General features: G+C 65.9%; 23 protein-coding genes. 14 read left to right on the plus strand and 9 right to left on the minus strand.

What is annotated here, in order from left to right:
• Positions 1-20: 20 nt before the first annotated feature.
• Genes BFL28_RS02565 through BFL28_RS02580 form a run of 4 tightly spaced genes read right to left on the minus strand, consistent with a single transcriptional unit; the run spans position 21 to position 3013 of the window.
• Complete coding sequence (locus BFL28_RS02565) at positions 21-500, minus strand: glutathione peroxidase (protein ID WP_069319086.1); 480 nt, start codon at positions 498-500, stop codon at positions 21-23.
• Positions 497-1099: a GNAT family N-acetyltransferase gene (locus tag BFL28_RS02570; protein ID WP_069319087.1), complete on the minus strand. Its 603-nt coding sequence runs from the start codon at positions 1097-1099 to the stop codon at positions 497-499. The genes BFL28_RS02565 and BFL28_RS02570 overlap by 4 nt, the downstream gene beginning before the upstream one ends.
• Complete coding sequence (locus BFL28_RS02575; RefSeq protein ID WP_069319088.1) at positions 1096-1770, minus strand: ABC transporter ATP-binding protein; 675 nt, start codon at positions 1768-1770, stop codon at positions 1096-1098. The genes BFL28_RS02570 and BFL28_RS02575 overlap by 4 nt, the downstream gene beginning before the upstream one ends.
• Positions 1763-3013: a lipoprotein-releasing ABC transporter permease subunit gene (locus tag BFL28_RS02580; RefSeq protein WP_069319089.1), complete on the minus strand. Its 1251-nt coding sequence runs from the start codon at positions 3011-3013 to the stop codon at positions 1763-1765. The genes BFL28_RS02575 and BFL28_RS02580 overlap by 8 nt, the downstream gene beginning before the upstream one ends.
• Before the next feature lie 445 nt (positions 3014-3458).
• Here BFL28_RS02580 and BFL28_RS02585 point away from each other — a divergent pair, with 445 nt between their 5' ends.
• A complete protein-coding gene (locus BFL28_RS02585) occupies positions 3459-3923 on the plus strand; it encodes an Hsp20 family protein (RefSeq protein WP_069319090.1) in 465 nt (154 codons plus the stop codon).
• Positions 3924-4002: 79 nt separating this feature from the next.
• On the opposite strand, the gene BFL28_RS02590 is transcribed toward BFL28_RS02585, so the two are convergent.
• Both BFL28_RS02590 and putA read right to left on the minus strand, forming a co-directional pair.
• Positions 4003-5226 carry an NAD(P)/FAD-dependent oxidoreductase gene (locus BFL28_RS02590; RefSeq protein WP_069319091.1) on the minus strand — a complete coding sequence of 408 codons (1224 nt, stop codon included), beginning with the start codon at positions 5224-5226 and terminating at the stop codon, positions 4003-4005.
• Between the two features lie 95 nt (positions 5227-5321).
• Positions 5322-8921: a trifunctional transcriptional regulator/proline dehydrogenase/L-glutamate gamma-semialdehyde dehydrogenase gene (putA, locus tag BFL28_RS02595; RefSeq protein ID WP_069319092.1), complete on the minus strand. Its 3600-nt coding sequence runs from the start codon at positions 8919-8921 to the stop codon at positions 5322-5324.
• Positions 8922-9040: 119 nt separating this feature from the next.
• Between putA and BFL28_RS02600 the strand changes: the two genes are divergently transcribed.
• Genes BFL28_RS02600 through BFL28_RS02610 form a run of 3 tightly spaced genes read left to right on the plus strand, consistent with a single transcriptional unit; the run spans position 9041 to position 11461 of the window.
• Entirely contained in the window at positions 9041-9514 is a 474-nt protein-coding gene (locus tag BFL28_RS02600; RefSeq protein WP_119184524.1) for an Lrp/AsnC family transcriptional regulator, read from the plus strand.
• 45 nt (positions 9515-9559) lie between these two features.
• Positions 9560-11023, plus strand: coding sequence for an ABC transporter substrate-binding protein (locus BFL28_RS02605; protein ID WP_069319094.1), 1464 nt, complete (start codon positions 9560-9562; stop codon positions 11021-11023).
• A gap of 9 nt (positions 11024-11032) precedes the next feature.
• The gene (locus BFL28_RS02610) at positions 11033-11461 is read left to right on the plus strand and encodes a DUF4112 domain-containing protein (protein ID WP_069319095.1); all 429 of its coding nucleotides are present in this window, start codon (positions 11033-11035) and stop codon (positions 11459-11461) included.
• On the opposite strand, the gene BFL28_RS02615 is transcribed toward BFL28_RS02610, so the two are convergent.
• Genes BFL28_RS02615 through nadC form a run of 3 tightly spaced genes read right to left on the minus strand, consistent with a single transcriptional unit; the run spans position 11458 to position 13469 of the window.
• A complete protein-coding gene (locus tag BFL28_RS02615; protein WP_069319096.1) occupies positions 11458-12138 on the minus strand; it encodes a ribonuclease T2 family protein in 681 nt (226 codons plus the stop codon). The genes BFL28_RS02610 and BFL28_RS02615 overlap by 4 nt on opposite strands.
• The gene (locus BFL28_RS02620) at positions 12135-12590 is read right to left on the minus strand and encodes a hypothetical protein (protein WP_069319097.1); all 456 of its coding nucleotides are present in this window, start codon (positions 12588-12590) and stop codon (positions 12135-12137) included. Before BFL28_RS02620 ends, BFL28_RS02615 begins: the two co-directional genes overlap by 4 nt.
• A gap of 33 nt (positions 12591-12623) precedes the next feature.
• Complete coding sequence (gene nadC / locus BFL28_RS02625; protein WP_069319098.1) at positions 12624-13469, minus strand: carboxylating nicotinate-nucleotide diphosphorylase; 846 nt, start codon at positions 13467-13469, stop codon at positions 12624-12626.
• A gap of 137 nt (positions 13470-13606) precedes the next feature.
• Between nadC and BFL28_RS02630 the strand changes: the two genes are divergently transcribed.
• The 10 genes from BFL28_RS02630 (at position 13607) to nadA (ending at position 21696) form a co-directional block, all read left to right on the plus strand.
• On the plus strand, positions 13607-13930 hold the full coding sequence (locus BFL28_RS02630; protein ID WP_069319099.1) for a DUF1476 domain-containing protein: 324 nt from the start codon (positions 13607-13609) through the stop codon (positions 13928-13930).
• Position 13931: 1 nt separating this feature from the next.
• Entirely contained in the window at positions 13932-14183 is a 252-nt protein-coding gene (locus BFL28_RS02635) for a BolA/IbaG family iron-sulfur metabolism protein (RefSeq protein WP_069319100.1), read from the plus strand.
• A 5-nt stretch (positions 14184-14188) separates the two neighbouring features.
• Positions 14189-14518 carry a Grx4 family monothiol glutaredoxin gene (grxD, locus tag BFL28_RS02640; protein WP_069319101.1) on the plus strand — a complete coding sequence of 110 codons (330 nt, stop codon included), beginning with the start codon at positions 14189-14191 and terminating at the stop codon, positions 14516-14518.
• A gap of 33 nt (positions 14519-14551) precedes the next feature.
• Positions 14552-15853, plus strand: coding sequence for a glycosyltransferase (locus BFL28_RS02645; protein WP_069319102.1), 1302 nt, complete (start codon positions 14552-14554; stop codon positions 15851-15853).
• Between the two features lie 272 nt (positions 15854-16125).
• Positions 16126-16494: a BlaI/MecI/CopY family transcriptional regulator gene (locus tag BFL28_RS02650; protein ID WP_069319103.1), complete on the plus strand. Its 369-nt coding sequence runs from the start codon at positions 16126-16128 to the stop codon at positions 16492-16494.
• A complete protein-coding gene (locus tag BFL28_RS02655; RefSeq protein WP_069319104.1) occupies positions 16491-18098 on the plus strand; it encodes a M56 family metallopeptidase in 1608 nt (535 codons plus the stop codon). The genes BFL28_RS02650 and BFL28_RS02655 overlap by 4 nt, the downstream gene beginning before the upstream one ends.
• Positions 18099-18248: 150 nt before the next feature.
• A complete protein-coding gene (locus tag BFL28_RS02660) occupies positions 18249-19103 on the plus strand; it encodes an MBL fold metallo-hydrolase (protein ID WP_069319144.1) in 855 nt (284 codons plus the stop codon).
• The gene (locus BFL28_RS02665) at positions 19088-19819 is read left to right on the plus strand and encodes a DUF4230 domain-containing protein (protein ID WP_241527191.1); all 732 of its coding nucleotides are present in this window, start codon (positions 19088-19090) and stop codon (positions 19817-19819) included. The genes BFL28_RS02660 and BFL28_RS02665 overlap by 16 nt, the downstream gene beginning before the upstream one ends.
• A gap of 57 nt (positions 19820-19876) precedes the next feature.
• Positions 19877-20647, plus strand: coding sequence for a hypothetical protein (locus tag BFL28_RS02670; protein WP_079246886.1), 771 nt, complete (start codon positions 19877-19879; stop codon positions 20645-20647).
• Between the two features lie 50 nt (positions 20648-20697).
• Complete coding sequence (gene nadA / locus BFL28_RS02675) at positions 20698-21696, plus strand: quinolinate synthase NadA (RefSeq protein ID WP_069319106.1); 999 nt, start codon at positions 20698-20700, stop codon at positions 21694-21696.
• Positions 21697-21738: the final 42 nt, after the last annotated feature.

A 21738-nucleotide genomic window follows, 5' to 3' on the forward strand; every position in this document is an offset into this window, starting at 1 on the left:
GGATGACGGATAAGGCGGCCTTAAAGCAGTTTTTCGATATCCTTCGCGATGTCCTCAGGCTTGGTCTGCGGCGCGTACCGCTCGACGACCTGGCCATCGCGGTCGATCAGGAACTTGGTGAAGTTCCACTTGATCCCCTCAGTGCCGAACAGCCCCGGTGCGGCCTTTTTGAGATAGCGATAGAGCGGCGCCGCGTCGGGCCCATTCACCTCGACCTTGCCATAGACGGGGAAGGTGACGTCGTACGTCAGCGAGCAGAAATTGGCGATCTCGTCCGCGTCGCCGGGCTCCTGCTCGCCGAACTGGTTGCAGGGAAATCCCAGGACCTCGAATCCCCGGTCGCCATAGTTGCGGTGAAGCGCCTCAAGCCCGGTATATTGCGGGGTAAAGCCGCACTGCGACGCGACGTTCACGATCAGCAGCACCTTGCCTGCATAGTTCGACAAGTCAGTGTCGCTGCCGTCTGGCGCTTTCACTGGAATGCTCGCGATCTGGCTCATTTCGCTCTCCCGCCGCGCGCCAGCATGGTTTCAAGGTTCAGTTTCACGCCCTGCCATTCATGTGCCAGCACCGAATAGACCATGGTGTCGCGTACGCGCCCATCGGGCATGATCCGCTGTCCGCGCAGCACGCCGTCGAGCTTCACGCCGAGCCGTTCGATCGCACGTTGTGAGGGCTTGTTGAACCAGTCGGTGCGGAACTGGACGCAAACACAGTCGAGCAATTCGAAGGCGTGGGTGAGCAGCAGCAGCTTGGCCTCGGTGTTGAGGCCGGTGCGCTGGGCGCGGGCGGCGTAGAAGGTACCGCCGATCTCGACGCGACGATGCGCGCGGTTCATGCGCAGGTAGCGTGTCGTGCCCACCACGCTACCCCCGGCATCGAGCACGGCGAACGGCATCCCCCGGCCCTCGCCACGCTCGCGAAACGCATGAGCGAACCAGTCGTCGATCGTCTCAGGCCCGGGCGCGACGGTGTAGAACAATTCCCACAATCGCCCGTCGGCTGCGGCGGACAACAGCGCGTCGCGATCCTCAGGCGCAAGCGGGCGCAGCGTTACGTGCCCGCCCTCCAGCGTCGGCGGGTCGGTCCAGTTGCTCATTCGAGGATGCCGTCGTGCAGCCGGACCACTCGATCCATGCGATCGGCCAGCCGCTCGTTATGCGTCGCAATCAACGCGGCGGAGCCTTCGCCGCGCACAAGGCGAAGGAACTCGGCCAGCACGATGTCCGCGGTCTTCTCGTCCAGATTGCCGGTCGGCTCGTCGGCCAGCACCAGTGCCGGGCGGGTGGACAGCGCGCGGGCGACAGCGACGCGCTGTTGCTCGCCACCCGACAACTGGTTGGGACGATGGGTGAGTCGGGTGCCGAGGCCAAGCGCGGTCAGCAGCGCTTCGGCCCGCGCCTTCGCGTCCTCGAACGTTGCGCCCTGGATCAGTCGCGGAAGCTCGACATTCTCCGTCGCATTGAAGTCGGGCAGCAAGTGGTGGAACTGATACACGAAGCCCAGCTTGTCGCGCCGCGTGAGCGTGCGCTCATGGCTTTCCAGCTTGCCGACCTCCGCCCCGTCGATGCGGATCGACCCGTCGAACCCGCCCTCGAGCAGGCCGACTGCCTGAAGCAAGGTCGACTTGCCGGAGCCCGAAGCGCCGAGCAGCGCGACGATCTCACCCGGAGCGATGGCAAGGTCGACGCCGCGCAGGACGTGGATCGTGGTTTCGCCCTGGGTGAACGATCGGCGCAGATCCCTGGTTTGCAGGACAGGCTCACTCATAGCGCAGCACCTGGACGGGATCGGTGCTCGCCGCCTTGAATGCGGGATACAAGGTCGCGAGGAAGCTGAAGAACAACGCCATCAGCGCGATGCCGGTCACTTCGACCGGATCGGTCTTGGCCGGCAGTTCGGTCAGATAGCGCATGGACGGGTCCCATATGTTTTGGCCGGTGATGAACCCGATCCCGCTCAGCACCCCCTGCCGGAAATACAGCAGGACAAAGCCGAGGATCAGTCCGGCCGCTATACCGAGCGAGCCGATCGTTGTGCCGACCGTGACGAAGATCTTGATCAGCCCCGCCCGGGTCGCACCCATCGTACGCAATATCGCGATGTCGCGCGTCTTGGCTCGAACCAGCATGATCAGCGACGACAGGATGTTGAACACCGCAACCAGGATCAGGATCGACAGCACGGTGAAGGTGACCACGCGATCGACCTGCAAGGCCTCGAACAAGGTGGCGTTGAGCGTGCGCCAGTCCGTCAGTTGACCTACCCGCGCAACCTTCTGCGCGAGCGGCGCGGTGATCTCACCCACCTTGTCCGGATCGACCGTGTCGAGTTCGATCATGCCGACCGAATCGCCCATCAGGAGCAACGTCTGCGCTTCCTCCATCGGCATGACGACGAACGCCTTGTCGTAATCATAGACGCCCACTTCAAAGATCGCGGTCACGCGATAGGCGACGATGCGCGGCACGGTGCCGAACGGACTGGTCAGCCCTTGAGGGCTGAGCAGCGACACGCTGCTGCCGACCGAAGCGCCGAGCGAATGGGCGAGGCGCGAGCCGATGGCGATACATTCGCAGCCGGCCGTCAGCCCTTTGAAATTACCCAGCAGGACGTTCTTGTTGATCGTCGGATTGGCCCGGATGTCCGCGACCGTCATGCCGCGCACCAGCACGCCCTCGACCCGCCCCTGGAAGCTGGCCATCAGCGGCTGCTCGATCAGCGGTGTTGCGCTTGTGACACCCGGCGTCTTGCGCGCTTCCGCCACGATCTGGCGCCAGTCGCGCAGCTGGCCGCCATAGCCTTGCACCACCGCATGGCCGTTCAGCCCCGTGATCTTGTCGAACAGTTCGGCGCGAAATCCGTTCATCACGCTCATCACGATCACCAGGGCGGCGACGCCCAGCATGACGGCGACCAGGCTGATCCCGGCGACCAGAAAGATGAACGCCTCTCCCCGCCCGGGCAACAGGTAGCGGCGGGCGATCGTGCGCTCGTAGCGGTTAAGCAGCATGGGCGGGGTGTTAGGGGGTGAAGAGAAAGCGCGCAATCCGCGCTGTTGCCGATTCAACACAGGGTCGTTGCAAACGCTTGATTGAGGTCGATGGTCTGATGACATTGGCCGCAACGCTGCCTAGGCAGAATTCACGAAGCGCAGGCAATGGCCGTGGTTCGGGGAGGCTCTTCAGCCCCGCCTGTCAAAGGGCGTGCGGGCGAAGTGGCCACAAGGGGGCTGACGAGGCATCGTCACGCAGGGGCCCGGGTCGGAAACGGCCCGGGCCTTTGCCGTTTCCGGGCCGGTCTGCAGCGATTGCGGCAGCAATTTCCACCCCTCTTGAAACGTCGGGAAGCGATCCCAAATCAGCGATGCACGGCGCCATTCGGGTCGTGCTGGCACTTGCGTCGCGAAGGTTCGGGCGCAGCCAAGACGTTGAAATTGCTCATTGGAGGATATCGCCATGCGTCAGATCGACTTGACCCCCTTCCGCCGCTCCGCAATCGGCTTCGACCGGCTGTTCGACATGCTCGAATCGACCGCGCGCCAGCAGAGCAGCGAGAACTACCCCCCGTTCAACCTCGAGCGCGTGTCCGACGACCGCTACCGGATCACGATCGCCGTTGCCGGCTTCAAGCCCGACGAGATCGATATCACCGCGCAACAGAACCTGCTGCTGGTGACCGGCAAGAAGGCCGAATCGCAGGACAACAACCCGGCGCAGATGCTGCACCTTGGCATCGCCAATCGCGGGTTCGAGCGTCGCTTCGAGCTGGCCGACTTCGTCCTGGTCGAGCGCGCCGACCTCAATGATGGCCTGCTGGTCATCGAGCTGGTGCGCGAAGTGCCCGAGGCGATGAAGCCCAAGAAGATCGCGATCGGCGGCGGCCAGGAGCCGGAAGCCATCGAGCACCGCTCGGTCGCGTAAACTGACGACGGCGCGGCGCGCCATCCCCCTCGCGCGCCGTGGCCGAGAGGCGCCCGGACGACGAGTTCGGGCGCCTTTTTTATGAGGCGGCCAGTTCCTTGAGCGGCGTCGCCGCATCCGCCAGCTTCGCGGCATCGATCGACAGCCGCTCGACCACCAGCTTGCGGCCCTGGACGTAATCCTTGGTCGCATTGACGCAGTCGAGCGCGATCACGCGGCCTTCCTTGAGGTAGATGACACTGAAGCTGCGGCTGGCCGGATCGCCGCGCGTCACCGTGGCGTCGTGACCGGTCGATAGCCCGACGGTCTGCAGCCTGAGGTCATATTGGGTCGACCAGAACCACGGCACCGCATCGTACGCCAGATCCTGTCCCATGATCGTCCTGGCCACCAGCGTCGCCTGGTCGTTGGCGTTCTGCACGGATTCGAGCCGGATCGGCAGGCCATCGGCAAAGCCATTGGCGTGCAGCGCGCAATCGCCGATCGCGAAGATATCCGGCAGCGAGGTGCGGCACTGGTGATCGACCGCCACGCCGTTACCCCCTTCGGCCCCTGCGGCGATCAGCGGCTCGACCGCCGGAACGATGCCGATGCCCACGATCACCATCTGCGCCGGGATCACCTCGCCGCTCGCCATGCGGACGCCGCTCACCCTGCCCTCGCCCTCAATGCACTCGACCGCCGCCTCCAGCCGGACATCGACGCCATGCGCGCGATGCTCGGCTTCGTAGAAGCGCGACAGATCCTCGCCCGCGACACGCGCGAGCACGCGATCAAGCGCTTCGAGCAACACGACCTTCTTGCCGAACTTGGCAAGCACCGCTGCAGCTTCGAGGCCGATATAGCCGCCACCGATCACCACGGCCTGGCTCACACCATCCAGCTCGCCGAGCATGCGGTCGGCATCGGCGCGGGTGCGAACGGTGTGGACGCCAGCGAGGTCGTTGCCCGCGCAGGCAAGCCGCCGCGGGCTGCCACCGGTGGCCCAGATCAGCTGGCCATAACCGATCGTCGCGCCGTCCGCCGTGGTCACGCTGTGCGCTTCGGCGTCGACCGATACGACGCGGCGGCCCAGCAGCATCTCGACCTTGCGCTCTTCCCAAAATGCGGCTGGGCGGATCAGGATGCGCTCGAACGCCTTCTCGCCCGAGAAATACTCCTTGGAGAGCGGCGGACGCTCGTAAGGCAGTTCAGGCTCGTCCCCGATGACGGCGATGCTGCCCTCGAACTTCGCCTGCCGCAGCGCGATCGCTGCCTGGGCGCCGCCATGCCCTGCCCCAACGATAACTACGTCATACCGCATCCGCGCGCTCTCCCCGGTTCGCGGGAGCGGTTAGCAGCGGCGCGCGCGCATCGCAAAGTCGATCGGCATCGGCGTCCGATCCGCAGACTTCGCCGTCAGGCCATCGCCATCAGGCTGGCATTGCCACCGGCCGCCGTCGTGTTGATCGACATCGACACTTCCTCGACCAGCCAGTCGAGCCGCGGCGCGCCCGCTTGGGGCAGGACGATCGGCCCGGGCAGCTCGGCAAGATCCTGCAGGACGGCACGGCGGGTCGCCGCGTCGCCTTCGATCAATGCCCCGCTATACGGGCCAGCGCTGCGCCAGTCGTTCACCCAGACGATGCGCTCCGCAACGCGGCGCGGCAGGTCGGCCAGTTCGCCTTGCAAAACCGAAGTGCCGATCACGACATGGTTCCCGGTCGCCAGCGCCGCGCTCAGTTGCTCGATCAGTCCCTGCCGGCTTTGCGGCAGCAGCAGCACGCGGCCACGCGGATGAAGGCTGTAGAGGTTCCGCTCACCCACTGGCCCAGGCAATTCGACTTCGGCACCCAGCAGCGAACGCGCCGCAGCATCGCGCGCGACGTCGCCGGCACCGTTCAGCCACACCGCCAAGTCGCGCACCGCCGGATCGGCGGACGCCGATGCGATGCCGGGCGGCATCGTCGCCTCCCGCACTAGTCGTCCAAGATATAGCGGCCCGCCCGCCTTGGGTCCCGTACCGGACAAGCCCCGACCGCCAAATGGCTGGACGCCGACGACAGCGCCAATGACGTTGCGATTGATATACAGGTTGCCCGCTTCGATCCGCGCGCTGACATGCGCGATCGTCTCGTCGAGCCGCGTATGCAGGCCAAAGGTCAGGCCATAGCCCGTGGCGTTGATCGCATCGATCAGCTTGTCCAGGTCACGGCGGCGATAGCGCACGACGTGCAGCACCGGACCGAACACCTCGCGCGTCAGGTCGGCTATGTCGTCAAGCTCGATGATTGTCGGGGGAACGAACGTGCCGTGCTGGGTCTCGCCGGCCAGCGCGATCTGCTCAACGCGCCGGCCCATGCTCCGCATCCGCTCGATATGCTGCTCGATCGTCGCCTGCGCCTCGGCCGTGATGACCGGGCCGATATCGGTGCTCAGGCGATCGGTGCGGCCGATCGACAATTCGTGCAGCGCGCCCTTCAGCATCGCCAGGATCCGGTCGGCGACGTCCTCTTGCACGCACAGGATGCGCAGCGCCGAGCAACGTTGCCCCGCGCTGTCGAAGGCCGACGCAATGACATCGGCAACGACTTGCTCGGCAAGCGCTGAACTGTCGACGATCATCGCGTTCTGCCCACCAGTTTCGGCGACGAACGGGATTGGCAGTCCGTCGACCGTCAGGCGCTTGGCGAGTTCCTTCTGAATGATCCGAGCCACTTCGGTCGATCCGGTAAACATCACGCCCTGCACGTCGGGCGCGGAGACCAGCGCCGCGCCAATCGCGCCATCGCCCGGAACCAGCTGCAATGCTGCGTGCGGAATGCCCGCTTCGTGCAGGATGGCGACACCCTGCGCCGCAATCAGCGGCGTCTCCTCGGCCGGCTTGGCCAGCACGGTGTTCCCAGCGACCAGCGCCGCCGCGACCTGTCCGGTAAAGATCGCCAGCGGGAAATTCCACGGGCTGATGCAGACGACCGGCCCCAATGGCCGATGCGCTGGCCCCAGCGTCGCACGGGCTTGCTGCGCGTAATAGCGCAGGAAATCGACCGCCTCGCGCACTTCCGCGATGGCGTTCGCGGCCGACTTGCCCGCCTCGCGCATAATGAGGCCCATCAACGGCCCCATACGGTCCTGCATCAGGTCCGCAGCGCGGTCGAGATAGGTCGCGCGCTGCGCGGGGGGCGTGGTTGCCCAGTCGTCCGCGGCCGCACGAGCGGCAACGACGGCAGCCACCGCCGCTTCCGGCGCCACTTCGACCACCGTGCCGACAACATCGCGGCGATCGGCCGGGTTATAGACCGGGCGCGCCGTGCCCTGCTCGTCGGCGGGCGCCGCCGCCCAGCCCGCTTCGGCGCTTTCGCGCAACGCGCTCGCAAGCCCCTCCAACGCGGTCTCGTCCGACAGATCGATGCCGTGCGAATTGCGCCGCTCACCATACAAGTCGGCCGGCAGCGCGATCAGCGGGTGCCGCGCACCCACCACATCCATCGAACGCACCTGATCGACCGGGTCGGCGACAAGATCGGCGATCGACACCTCAGGATCGGCGATGCGGTTGACGAAGGACGAGTTTGCCCCGTTTTCGAGCAGGCGGCGAACGAGGTAGGCGAGCAGCGTCTCGTGCGTGCCGACCGGCGCATAGATGCGGCAGGGGCGGTTCAGCTTGTCCGGCCCGACGACCTCGTCGTAGAGCGGCTCGCCCATGCCGTGCAGGCACTGGAACTCATAGTCACCGATGCTGAAATCCGGCCCGGCAAGCTGATAGATCGTCGCGAGCGACTGTGCGTTGTGCGTCGCGAATTGCGGGAAGACGTGCGCGCGTGCCGCCAGCAGCTTGCGCGCGCAGGCGACGTACGCGACATCGGTATGGATCTTTCGCGTATAGACCGGGAAGTCGGCCAGCCCGTCGACCTGCGCGCGTTTGATCTCTGCATCCCAATAAGCGCCCTTGACCAGCCGCACCATGATGCGCCGATCGGCCCGATGCGCCAGATCGACGATCCAGTCGATGACGAACGGACAGCGCTTGCCATAGGCCTGAACGACGAAACCCAGTCCGTTCCACCGCGCCAGTTCAGGATCGAGCGCAAGACTTTCGAGTATGTCGAGCGAGAGTTCGAGGCGATCGGCCTCTTCGGCATCGATGTTGAAGCCGATGCCGTAGCCCTTGGCGAGCAGCGCCAGCGCCTTCACCTTCGGTAACAGCTCGCCCATGACCCGCGCCGCCTGCAAGCGCGCATAACGCGGATGCAGCGCGGACAGCTTGATCGAGATGCCGGGTCCGCCATAGACGCCGCGTCCCGCCGACGCGCGGCCGATCGCGTTCACCGCATTCTCGTAATCGCGATAATAGCGGTCGGCATCGGCCATGGTCGTCGCCGCTTCGCCAAGCATGTCGTAGCTGTACTGGAAACCACGCGCCTCAAGCTTGCGGGCGCGGGCCAGCGCTTCATCGATCGTCTCGCCCGTGACGAACTGCTCGCCCATCATGCGCATCGCCATGTCGACGCCGCGCCGGATCACCGGCTCGCCAGCGCGTGCGATCAGTCGCGTCAATGCGGCACCCAGCCCCGCGTCATTGACGCTGCCGGTCAGCTTGCCGGTCACCACCAGGCCCCAGGTCGCGGCGTTCACGAACAGCGAACGGCCATCACCGACATGGGACTTCCAGTCGCCCTCCGCGATCTTGTCGCGGATCAACGCATCGCGCGTGTCGTTGTCGGGGATGCGCAGCAACGCCTCGGCCAGGCACATCAGCGCCACACCCTCCTGGCTGGACAGCGCATATTCCTGAACCAGTCCTTCGACGCCGGTGCCCTTATGCTTGGCGCGCAGCGCGGTGATCAGCGCCGATGCCGTCGCGCGCGCCGTAGCGCGCATGTCGTCCGGCAGGGTCGCCTGCTCGACCAGCGGGGCCACACAGTCCGGCTCGGGGCGGCGATACGCTGCGGTGATCGCGGCGCGCAGCGGTGTGGCCGGACGGATCCGGGGAGCGAAGTCGGCGAACGGCGTGGTCATGGCGGGCCTGCTGCAACTGGAGGTACGGCGCATGCTATCAAAGATGGGCTGTGCGGATCGACTTTTCAGCGGCGCGCGCTATACCGATCGAACTTGATTGAGCGGGCATAGCAGGACAATTGGCTGATAATCGCACACCAGCTAGTCAGATCGACGTGTTCGATCGCAAGATCATCGACGTGCTTCGGCAGGACGGCCGCATCTCGTTCACCGACCTTGCCCAACGAGTCGGCCTGTCGAAGACGCCGTGCCAGATCCGCGTCAGACGACTGATCGCCAACGGCACGATCCGCGGCTTTCGCGCGGTAGTCGATCCGGCGCGGCTGGGCCTCGATCATGTCGCTTTTGCCGAGGTGAAGCTGTCCGATACGCGCGAGGAGGCGCTCGACGCCTTCCGACGCGCGGTGCTGAAAATCCCGGAGGTCGAGGAGTGCCACATGATCGCCAGCAGCTTCGACTATCTGCTCAAGGTGCGCACCGCCGACATCCGCCGCTATCGCGAAGTGCTGGGCGAGCGCATCTCGAGCCTGCCGCACGTCGCCAGCACGTCCACCTTCGTCGCGATGGAAACGATCCGCGACAGCTCGACCTGACCTCCCGGGCTTGGCACTCACGCCGCCGGCCCATAAGACGGGGCCATGCGCCACCTTCGTTTGCTGACCGCGGCCTTGATCGCCCTTGCGACGCCCGGCTGCGAGCGACGTCCTGATGACCTGGCGGTTACGGTGAGCGTGATCGGCGGCAACCCGGGACTTCGCAGCTCGGCCGAGGGACGCCTGCCCGAACCCTCTCGCGTCTATACCGCCGCCATCGCCCAGGGGCTGGTCCGCTATGACGGGGCCGGCGGGGTGGTGCCGGGGCTGGCCGAGCGGTGGATCGTCACCGACGGCGGACGCAGCTACATCTTTCGCCTGCGTCCCGCACAATGGGCAGACGCATCGCCCGTCACCGCAAAGCAGGTGGTCGACAGCCTGACCCGCACCATCGGCCCGCGCAGCCGCACGCCGCTCGAGCCTTTCCTCGCCGTCATAGACGAGGTGGTGGAAATGACGCCGCAAGTGATCGAGGTCCGGCTGAAGCGGCCGCGGCCCGATCTGCTGAAACTGTTCGCCCAGCCCGAACTCGCCATCGTTCGCGCTGGCGATCCGTCGGGCACTGGACCGTTCCGAACCGTGCCCGGCCGGCCAGGCTGGCGAGCGCTGCGCCCGGCGGACGACATGGCGGAGGCGGGCGCAGAAGAACCTGCAGCGGACGAGAATGAAACCGTGCTGCTGCGCGGCGAGCGGGCGGCCAGTGCGATCGTGCGGTTCGTGGCGCGTCAGTCCGACCTGGTGCTCGGCGGCAGTTTCCGTGACTTGCCGCTGCTGACGCACGCGCAGGTTCCGCCGGCCAATATCCGCATCGATCCGGCCGCGGGGCTGTTCGGGCTTGCCATCGTATCGCGCGAAGGTTTCCTGGCGACGGCAGAAAACCGCCGCGCCATCGCCATGGCGATCGATCGCCCGGCACTGACGGCATTGTTCCGGCCGGACTGGCAGCCGGTAGAAACGCTGTTGTCAGGCCGGCTGGATTCAGCGGCCGAGCCCACCATTCCGCAGTGGCAGGCGTTGCCGTTCGCGGAGCGGCAGGCGCTGGCGCGCAGCCGTGTCGATGCCTGGCGCGCGGATCATCGCGACGGATCGCTCGCGATCCGGATCGCCATGCCCGACGGGCCGGGCGCCACGCTGGCTTGGGGTCGTATCGCGCGCGACCTGCGCGATATCGGTCTGCAACCCTATCGCGTTGGCATGCGAGCGCCGGCCGAACTGCGGCTGATCGACGAGGTCGCTCCGTACGACAGCGGGCGCTGGTACCTGGTGACTGCCTGCCGCTCGTGCCCTGATGATCTCACCACGCTGATCGATGCGGCGCGCGACGCCGAAACGCTGCCCGAGCGGTCGGCGCGGATCGCAGCGGCCGATCTGGCGGTGAGCGAGGACGGTGCCTATATTCCAATCGCCCAGCCGCTGCGCTGGTCGCTGGTCGCGGTGCGGCTTCAGGCCTGGCAGGAAAACGGCCCGGCATGGCATCCGCTGACGCACCTGCGAAGCGCGCAGCCATAGGAGATAGCGATGGCGCGAGCGACACGGATGCGGGACGATATGCGGGGCATGGCCGCGAGCCTGCCGGTCGGCCGCGACGCGCATGCCGCCAGGCGACGGGTCGAGGCGCTGGAAAAGCTGCTGGAACGAAGCTTCACTATTCCCGGCACGCGCCAGACGGTCGGGTTGGACGCGCTGCTCGGCCTGGTGCCCGTGGGCGGCGACGTCATTGCCGCGGCGATGGGCGCGTACATGGTGTGGGAGGCGCGTAATCTGGGCATTTCCAAAGCACAGATGGCGCGCATGGCGGGGAATGTCGGTTTCGACTGGCTGATCGGCCTGATCCCGGTCGTCGGCGACGCGGCGGATTTCTTCTATCGCTCAAACTCACGCAACTTGCGCATCATCCGGCGGCATCTGGACCGGCATCACCCCGCGACCGCGACGATCGACAACTAGACGCCGCGCCAGATCCTCAGCCGCTGCGATCCGGGCTTGCCGCCTGCACAGCTGCGCGGCTGAAAGCGAGTGTCGAGACACAGCCGCACCTCGTCGAGCCAGCCGTCGCGGCCGGCGATGACGCGAACCGAGGCGGGTGGCAAGCCGGGGTTGGCGCGGGCGAATGCGCTGGCAAAGCGCGCCGCCGTCAAACCGGGCTGACGCGACAGGGCCGCCATGTCGGGCCAGCGCACTGCCCCGTAAAGCTGCCGCGCGCGGGCGAAATAGGCGGCCGGAGCCATGCCCGAGCATGTCCCATGCTTGGCATATTGCTGCCACTGCAGCCGGGGGGAAGGCATGGCGCAGAGCGTCTGACGCACCACGGGGGCGGGGATCGTCTGCGGCGCGGCGCAATATTGCGGCCATCGTCCGTCTCGCCCATCCGGCCAAAGCCCATGGAGCACGAAGCCGAAGCGGTTGCCGCCGCCGCACTGGAAGCGCGAACGCCCGTTCGACTGGCGGCAGAAGCCGGGACTCCAGCTCAGCGCCAGCGTATAGCCGGTGACCGGCACGATCCGCCGCTCGCCACCGTCCTGCCCCGTTGCTGCGGGCACGTCGCGTGGCAGTGCGCAGGACAGCGCCTGTGCGCCAGCCGTAGCAGGCACCAACAGCGCGGCGAGCGCCAGCGCAAGCTTCATTCGAATGGCTGGGCGGCGGCTTCGGCGGATGGTTTGCCGCCCAGCCACGCAACCGCATCGGCGCGGAACAGCATCGCGACGGCAACGGCGTTGAGCAGGAACGCGAGCAAGCCGACCATCGTGCCGACGGCGCCGATCACGCCCATGTTCAGCAGCGCGAACGGGACGCTGAGCGCCGAGATGGCGAGAAACGCGACCAGTACCCATTTTGCCCAGGCCGCGCCGCGTCGCGCCACGAAATACCAGAGCAGCACCCAGATCGCGAGGCCGAGCACCGCCGATCCGATCATGGTCCATTCGGCAAACTGGATCATCTGCGGATTGCCGCCGAACCGCGCGTCGCGCTCGATCGCGCCAAGCCGCGTGTTCCAGTTCAACGCCAGACCGATAATCCACAGAACGATGGAGGCAAGATAAGCCTGTTCGAAACGGACGATCGATTGCGGACGCATGGCTGTTCCCCCAGAATTCGGGTCAGCTAAGGTTCAAACCGCCGTGAAGTCCAGCCCGATATCCGCAGCTGGCGCCGATTGGGTGAGCCGTCCCACGCTGACATAGGTGACGCCGGTAGCAGCGATGTCGCGGACTGTGTCGAGCCGCACGCCACCCGACGCCTCGGCCGGCATGCGCCCGTCGATCAGCTTGACCGCCGCGCGCAGCCGCTCGACATCCATATTGTCGAGCAGCAGGTGCGTGGCGCCCGCCGCCAGGGCGGGTTCGATCTGATCGAGATGATCCACCTCGACGATGACCCGCTCGATGCCGGCGGTCACGGCACGGCGGACTGCCTCACCGATCGATCCAGCCACGGCGACATGGTTGTCCTTGATCATCGCCGCATCCCACAACCCCATACGGTGGTTGGTCGCACCGCCCATGCGCGTTGCGTATTTTTCCAGACGCCGCAGTCCGGGGATGGTCTTGCGCGTGTCGAGCAGCGTCGCGCCCGTGCCCGCCATCGCCTCGACATAGCTGCGCGTCATCGTCGCGATGCCGGAGAGATGCTGCACGGTGTTGAGCGCGGCGCGCTCGGCGGTCAGCAGCGATCGGGCATTGCCGCGCAGGCGCATCAGGTCGGTGCTGGCCGGCACGCTCGCACCCTCCTCCACCAGAATCTCGATCTCGGCCGTGGGATCGAGGGCGCGGAAGAATGCCGCCGCGATCGGTAGTCCGGCAACGGTGATCGCATCGCGACTGTCCATCATGCCGGTGAATTCAGCGTCCGCCGGGATGACCGTGGCAGAGGTGACGTCGCCGCCCTGCACGTCTTCGTCCAGCGTCGCGGCGACGAAGGCGGCAAGGTCGAAACCCTCGATCTCGAACGATGTCATGGCGGCGATCCTCTTGGCGTGGACGGTGCGGCTATCGCCGAATGACGGCACCCGCAACGCCGAATGACGCCACCCGTTGTCATGCCGCTACGGCGAACCTATCTCCCAACCGAAACGGTATAGCTAAGGGGACAGTGATGACGACCTTCGACGATCGCGAACGCGCTTTTGAAACCAAGTTCGCGAGAGACGAGGAAATGGCGTTCCGCGTGATCGCCCGTCGTAATCGGCTGCTGGGCCAGTGGGCGGCGGCGAAGATGGGCCTGACCCCCGAAGAGACCGACGCCTATGCCAAGGCGGTTGTGCAGGCCGATTTCGAGGAAGCGGGCGACGAGGACGTGATTCGAAAGCTGCTGGGCGACCTGACCGCCGCCGGCGTAGACACCGACGAGGCCGCCGTGCGCCAGGCGCTCGAGGCGCAGACGGTCGAAGCGCGCCGCCAGCTGATCGAGGCGCAGTAACATGCCGATGGCCGCCGCCGAGATCGAGGCGATGATTGTCGCGGGCATCCCCGATGCGCGCGTCGAGATCACCGACCTTGCCGGAGACGGCGACCATTACGCCGCGCGGGTCGTGAGCGAGAGCTTTCGCGGCCTGTCGAGGCTTGCCCAACAGCGCGCGGTCTATGCCGCGCTCGGCGGCAATATGGGCGGGGTGCTCCACGCACTGCAATTGACCACCGCGGTACCGGCCGCGAACGAACCGGCGGAGTAAGTGACATGACCGATGACACCCAGGCGCGGCTGCAGCAGCTGGTCGATGGCAACGACGTGTTGCTGTTCATGAAGGGCACGCCGCTGTTCCCCCAGTGCGGCTTCTCCAATCGCGCGGTCTCGATCCTCAGCCATCTGGGCGTCGAGTTCGAGAGTGTCGATGTGCTTCAGGACCAGGCGGTGCGTCAGGGGATCAAGGCGTTTTCCGACTGGCCGACGATTCCCCAACTCTACGTGAAGGGCGAATTCGTCGGCGGATCGGACATCATGATGGAGATGTACGAATCGGGCGAGTTGGCGCAACTCCTCGAAGAAAAGGGCGTTTCCGCCGCGTAACGAGACGCGGAGCGGTTCAAGAAGGTTGGTGCCATGTTCCTGCAACCCGTGACCGCCGCGCCTGGCGCGGCGGCAAGGGACGATTCGTCCCTGCTGATCTGCGACTTGACGCAAAGCTATTCGCCCGCAGGCGGTGGCGGCATCAGCACTTATCTGCGCGAGAAGCGCGACTATGTGCTGAACCACACGCCCCATACGCTGTTGCAGATCGTGCCCGGCCCGCAGGACCGCATCACCGTCAACGGCCGGCACATCTTCGCCGAGATCGGGGCAGAGCCCGTGCGTGGCAGCCCCAATTACCGGTTCATCCTGCGCACCGACGCTGTTCGCGACGTGCTTGATGAGTATCGGCCCGACATCGTTGAATCGCTCTGCCCCTGGGTGCTGCCCTGGACCGCGATCAACTTCCGCAAGGACTTTCCGGAGACGGCGCTGGTCGCGGGCTATCGCACCGACTTCCCCAATGCGCATGTCTACCGTGTCGGCCAGGCGATCGGCGGCGAGGCGTTCGCGCGCTTCATGCGGCTGCTCGCCTATGGCTATGCCGAAGTGACCTATCGCGAGTTCGACCGGGTCTATACGCTGAGTGAGGACGCGCGAGCCATTCTGGCGCGCAAGACGATCACGCGTACCGACATACTGCCGCTTGGTGTCGACACGACGATGTTCGCTCCGGGGAAGCGGGACCCCGGCTACCGCGCCTCGCTCGGCCTGCCGGGCGATGGACCGCTGCTGATCTATGCCGGCCGCATCGACAATGAAAAGCGCGCCGACCGGCTGGTCGACATGTTCCGGAAACTACCTTCCGACCTGGGCGCGGCCATGGTGATGGTCGGCGACGGCAAGCTGCGCGAGCGGCTGGCGAGCGAAGCGTCAAACCTGCCGATCGCCTTTACCGGCTTCGAGCAGGATCGCGGCGAGCTTGCCAGGGCGCTGGCCTCTTCGGACATCTATGTCTCGGCAATGGCCGACGAGACCTTCGGCATTTCGGTGCTCGAAGCGCAGTCGAGCGGTCTGCCCGTCGTCGGCGTCGCCAGCGGCGCCATGCCTGACCGCGTGCCAGAAGGGCTGGGTCTGCTCGGCCCGGTCGATGATACGGCCGCGATGGCAGCGAATGTCGCCGCCGTCTGGCGCAACGGCGCGGAGCTGATGGGCGCACGCGCGCGAGCGATGGTGGTCGAGCGCTATGGCTGGAACCGCACGTTCGACCGGCTGTTCGACGAAATCTATCCCAAGGCGATCGAGCGAGCGCGCGTGCGATTCGAAGAGGATGGCATGAAGCTGCTGCGTCGTCGTCGTCGTCGCGATGGACAACCGGTCCGCTATACCGCCTGAATGACGGGCGGGCGGGCGACCATTGATCGCCCGCCCTGAAGCGTCACACGCCGAGACGGCATGTGCCAGACTTGTCGCAACCACCGTGCCAATCGGTGCAACTCGCGGTTTCTTGCGGGTCCGCATGGTTGACGCGCGTTAACACCAGTCCTGATTGTAAAGCTTCCCGACAGGACGCTGCGGCGGACGCTCGTCTGCCGTTCACAAGCCGTTCAGCCGGTTGTTTACAGATGTGGTCGTAACGATTACAGGCGTAGTCGAAAGGGACCAAGATGACCGAACGCATCAGCGACGCCGAACATGCCGTGATGGAGGTGCTGTGGGACGATGCGCCGCTCACCGCCAATGATGTCGCCGAACGCGTGGCCCCGGCGCGCGGCTGGAGCGCCAATACAGTCAAGACGCTGCTGGGCCGCTTGCTGGCCAAGAACATCATCGCCGCCGACGAAGACGGGCGCCGCTACCTCTATCGTCCGATGGTCGAACGCGGCGACTATGTCGAAGGCGAATCGCGCCGGTTGATCGACCGCCTGTTCGGCGGCAAGCTCACCCCGCTGGTCGCGCATCTTGCCGAGCGCGACGCGCTGACTGACGACGACATCGCCGAAATCGAAGCCCTGCTGAAGGAGATCAAGTCATGATCGCCCCCGCTCTTACTGGCTTTATTGTCGAGACTTTCGTCGCAACCACCGTGCTGATGCTGCTGATCCTGGCGGTGCGAAAGCCGGTCAGCCGCCATTTCGGCCCCAACATTGCCTATGCCCTGTGGCTGCTGCCGGTGTTGCGCATGGCGCTACCGCCCCTCCCCGCCAGCTGGCGCGCCACCGCGGAAGCACCCGTCGCGACCGCAAGCGAGGTGATCACCTATTACATCGTCGATCCGATTTCGGTGCCGCAGGCCGCAGCCAGCGCACCGGCCGCTATGGACGCAGCCCCGATCGACTGGCTGCCGATCATGGCCGGACTGTGGGCGGTCGGCGCTATCGGCTTCCTCGCCTATCACCTGATCGCGCATCGCCGCTTTTGCGCCAATCTGATGCGTCGCGCCCGGATCGAGCGCACGGTGGCGGAAGGTCGTGTGCACGTCATCGAAACCGACGCTGCGACCGGGCCGCTCGCCTTTGGCATCTGGCGCAAATATGTCGCCTTTCCGCGCGACTTTTCGGAACGCTACGATCCGCTCGAGCGCAACCTCGCGCTCGCTCACGAACTCGGCCACCACCTTCGTGGTGACCTGATCGCCAACTGGATCGCGCTGATCGTGCTCGCGCTCCATTGGTTCAACCCGGTCGCATGGCGGGCGTTCCGCGCTTTCCGTGCCGACCAGGAGATGGCCTGCGATGCCCTGGTGCTTTCAGGCCGCGCCCCCGCGCTGCGCCATGCTTACGGCCGCGCGATCGTCAAGTCCGCGCATGGGGGCGCGGTCTCGGCAGCATGTCACCTGCATACCATCAATGAACTCAAAGGGAGGTTGAGAATGCTTTCGAAGCACGACCGAAAGTCGCGCACCCGGATCACCGCGGGCGTGGCGGGCGCGATGACGCTGACGCTGGCCGGCCTTGCGCTGACCGCGTCAGGCACTCAGGCCGCTGCCAATCTGCGCGCCGATGTGGGCGAGGCGATGGGCGTCGATCTTCAGGATACGCCCGCGGTGCCGGCCGCGCCAGCCGCGCCGGCCGTGCTGGATGCCCCGGACGCGGCCAGGGCGCCTACCGTCGGCAAGGACGAGAAGAAGACCGTGAAGGTCATCCGCATCGTCACCAAGGACAAGGATGGCAAAGTTACGGTCACGCAGGAAGGCGACGGCCCCGCCCCGCGCGTCTTCACCCATCGCCTGGTGATGAAGGACGGCAAGGTTATCATCCCGCCCGCACCGCCGGCAGCCCCGGGCATGCCGAACGTCCCGACCGTGCTCTCCGCCATGTGCGGCGGCGGCAAGGACGATGAGGTCAAGATCGAACGGCGCGACGGCGACAAGCGCAAGATCATCATCTGCACCGACCGGATCGAAATGCGCGCCGCCGATGCCGAGACCCGTGCGAAGTTCGCCGAGCGGATGGCAGACAAGCATCGCGTGATGGCGATCGCCAGTGCCGACATGGGCAAGCGCCAGGCAATGCTGAGCCTTAAAATGGCGCGTCGCTCGATCGAATCGCAGCAGGACCTGACTCACGACCAAAAGACCAATGCGCTGCAGGGCATCGACGAAGCCATTCGCGAACTCGAGAGCAGCAACGAGGATTGATCCACCATCCCTGAGGGAGGGAGAGGACGCCGTCGGCAGCATGCCCATCGCTGTCGATGACGCCCCGACGGGCCGGTCGCTTACCCCTAGGCGGCCGGCCCGTTTTGCTGTGCCCTTGCCATGCGCAGCTGCCACCGCCATCTCGCAGGCATGACCGATGCACCCACCGGCCAGGCAATTCAGCTGGAACCTCTGGTCGCCCGCGTGCTGGCCGCCAATCCCTCGCCGTTCACCTATACGGGCACCCAGACCTATCTGGTGGGCACGAGCGACCTGGCCATCATCGATCCCGGCCCCGACTTGCCCGAACATCTCGAAGCGCTGGTTGCCGCCATCGCCGGACGGCCGGTCGTCGCGATCGCCTGCACGCACACCCATCGCGACCACAGCCCGGCCAGCCGGCCGCTTGCCGCGCTGACTGGCGCGCCGATCGTTGGATGCGCCCAGCTCGTGCTCGATGACGACGGCCCGCGCGCCGATGCGGCGTTCGATCGGGACTATGCCCCCGACGACGTGCTGGCCGATGGCGACTGCATCGGCGGCACCGGCTGGACGCTGCGAGCGGTTGCGACGCCGGGGCATACATCCAATCACCTGTGCTTCGCGCTGGAGGAAAGCGGCGCGATGTTCACTGGCGATCATATCATGGGCTGGTCGACCAGCGTGGTTGCGCCGCCTGACGGCGATATGGGGGCCTATATGGCTAGCCTGGACAAACTGCTCGGCCGCGAGGATCGCATCTACTACCCCGCGCATGGCAAGCCGGTGGAGAAGCCGCAACGACTGGTGCGTGGCATGATGGGCCACCGCAAACAGCGCGAGGGCCAGATCCTGCGGCTGCTGGGCACAGGCGTCGGCGCGATACCCGCGATGGTCGAGCGAATGTATGTCGGCCTTGATCCACGACTGACCGGCGCGGCAGGCCGATCCGTTCTGGCGCATCTGCTCGACCTGCAAAATCGTGGCATCGTGCAGCAGGAGGGCGAGGCGTGGAAGGCAGCATGAAGCCGCGCGCGCTGCTCGCCCTGCTCGTCGCCGCCACGCTGGTGATCGCCGGCCTGATCGGATGGATCGTCTGGGACCGCTTTTCCGAAACGCGGCTGGCGACGCTGCCCGACGACGGCGGATCGCCGGTGACGCAGATCGTCACTGCCAGGCTCAACGGCGCGAGCGCGCTCAAGGTCGCCGAGCTGACGGGCATCGTCCAGGCGACTGCTGAGGACACGCGCGGGCTCGGCATGCTCAAGAGCGGCCAGACGGTGAAAATGCCTTATTCGGTCGACTATTTCGTCGATCTTTCCCGGCTGACCGACGCGGACCTGCAATGGAATGCGCAGCGGCGGACGCTGATCGTCGATGCCCCCGATGTCCGCCCCGCCCCCGCCAATACCGACGAAGGGCGCCGCACGCTGGTCGAGACCAGCGGCCTGTTCGTGACCCGGCAAGCGGGCGAGGCGCTGAGCCAACGCACGTCGGCGCGCGCTGCGGCCGTCGCGGAGCGGGAGGCGAACAGCCCCGAGCGTATGGCGCAGGCACGCGAGCTCGCCCGCGGCGCGGTCGCCCGCCTGCTGGGCCGGCCGCTGACCGCCGCCGGACTTGGCGAAGTTCGCGTCGTCGTCACCTTCCCGTCAGAACGCGACGGCCAGAATCGCGAGCAATGGGACGTCTCGCGTTCCCCGGGCCAAGTCGTGAAGGACATCGAGGCGCGCGAGAAGAACTAGTTCGTTTCGCGCCGAAATGTGGTAAAGCGAGTCGCTGGAACAGCGGGGGCTGATCACATGGCGACACTTGCATCGAGGCGGGCTGGACTTGCGCCCGACACCGGCTTCTTCATGGCGATGGCGATCGTCATGGCAGCGATCAACGTGCTGGCCTTTTCCGTCTTCGCATTGATGGGCATTTCGAGCTTCGGCGCGCCGCTCTACGTTCACGTGCACGCCATCACTTTCTTCGGCTGGGTGGCCATTTACGTGACGCAGACTGCGCTTGCGGCGACCGGTTCGCTGGCGCTGCATCGCAAGCTGGGTTGGTTCGCCACCGGCTACACGCTCTGGATGGTCGTGATGGGGACGCTGACCACGGTCTATACTTCGCAGCGCGGCCTCACCCCGCCAATCTTCACTCCGGTTTACTTCCTCGTCATGAACCCGCTTGGCGTCTTGTGCTTTGCGACCATGATCTTCGCTGCGGTCGCGGTGCGCGCGAACACCGGCTGGCACCGCCGGCTGATCTATTGCGCGATGGCGTCGATCATGGGTCCCGCCTTCGGGCGTTTGCTCCCGCCCCAGCTGACCATGTCGCCCAACGGCATCGTCATCCTGGTCGCGGCGCTCTGCTCGTTCATCGTTATCGGCATGGTGCGTGACCTGGTCGCGCATCGCCGGGTTCATCCGGCTTGGGTGGTCGGGCTGGCGGTCGTGAGCCTGCAATGGTTCGCCTTCGACCTGATCGCGAAAAGCCCGCTTGGCGTTTCGATCTATGATTCGGTGGTGGCCGGCACGCCCGGCGCGGCCAAGCCCGCTTTGGAAAAGGCGAGCTTCCCCGGTTGATCCCGTCGCTCACCGGGGCCAAATGGGACCAAAGAGCGAGGGTCCCTTAAATGAACGCACCTGCCAGCCTTACCGGCGTCGACGTCCGCGCCGAGATCGACCGTCTGCGCAAGGAGCGCAACGCGGTCATCCTGGCGCATTACTATCAAAAGCCCGAAATTCAGGATCTTGCGGACTTTGTCGGCGACAGCCTCGAGCTCTCGCGCAAGGCGGCGGAAACCGATGCCGAAGTCATCGCATTCTGCGGCGTGCGCTTCATGGCCGAAACGGCGAAGATCCTCTCGCCCGACAAGGTCGTCGTGCTGCCCGACATGAATGCCGGATGCAGCCTTGAGGACAGCTGCCCGCCACAGCAGTTCGCCGCCTTCCGCGCGCAGCATCCCGATCACATCGCGCTGACCTACATCAACTGCTCGGTCGAGGTGAAGGCGCTCAGCGACATCATCGTCACCAGCTCGTCGGCCGAAAAGATCCTGAGCCAGATCCCGAAGGACCAGAAGATCATCTTCGGCCCGGACAAGCATCTTGGCGGCTATATCAACCGCAAGATGGGCCGCGACATGCTGCTGTGGCCGGGCGTGTGCATCGTGCACGAGGCATTCAGCGAGACCGAACTGCTGAAGCTCAAGGCACAGCATCCGACCGCGCCAGTGGCGGCACATCCCGAATGCCCGCCGCACGTGCTGGATCATGCCGATTATGTCGGCTCGACCAGCGGCATCCTCGCCTTCGCCAAGGATTTCGACGGCGACACGATGATCGTCGCGACCGAGCCGCACATCATCCATCAGATGGAAAAGGCGGTGCCGCACAAGAACTTCATCGGCGCGCCCGGTGCGGACGGGAACTGCAACTGCAACATCTGCCCGTACATGGCGATGAACACGCTGGAGAAGCTTTACGTCGCGCTGCGCGACCTTGAGCCGAGGATCGAGATCGAGGAGGAGATCCGGCTCAAGGCGAAGAAGTCGCTCGACCGTATGCTGGCGATGGCCAGCGGCACGGTGGGTCTGGGTGATCTCGGGCCGCTGCGGGTGACCGGAGACTAAGCCAGATAAAAAAGGGCGGGATCATCTCCCGCCCTTTTTCGC

Source organism: Sphingomonas turrisvirgatae (assembly GCF_001721295.1).
GTDB classification, from domain to species: Bacteria; Pseudomonadota; Alphaproteobacteria; order Sphingomonadales; family Sphingomonadaceae; genus Sphingomonas; species Sphingomonas turrisvirgatae.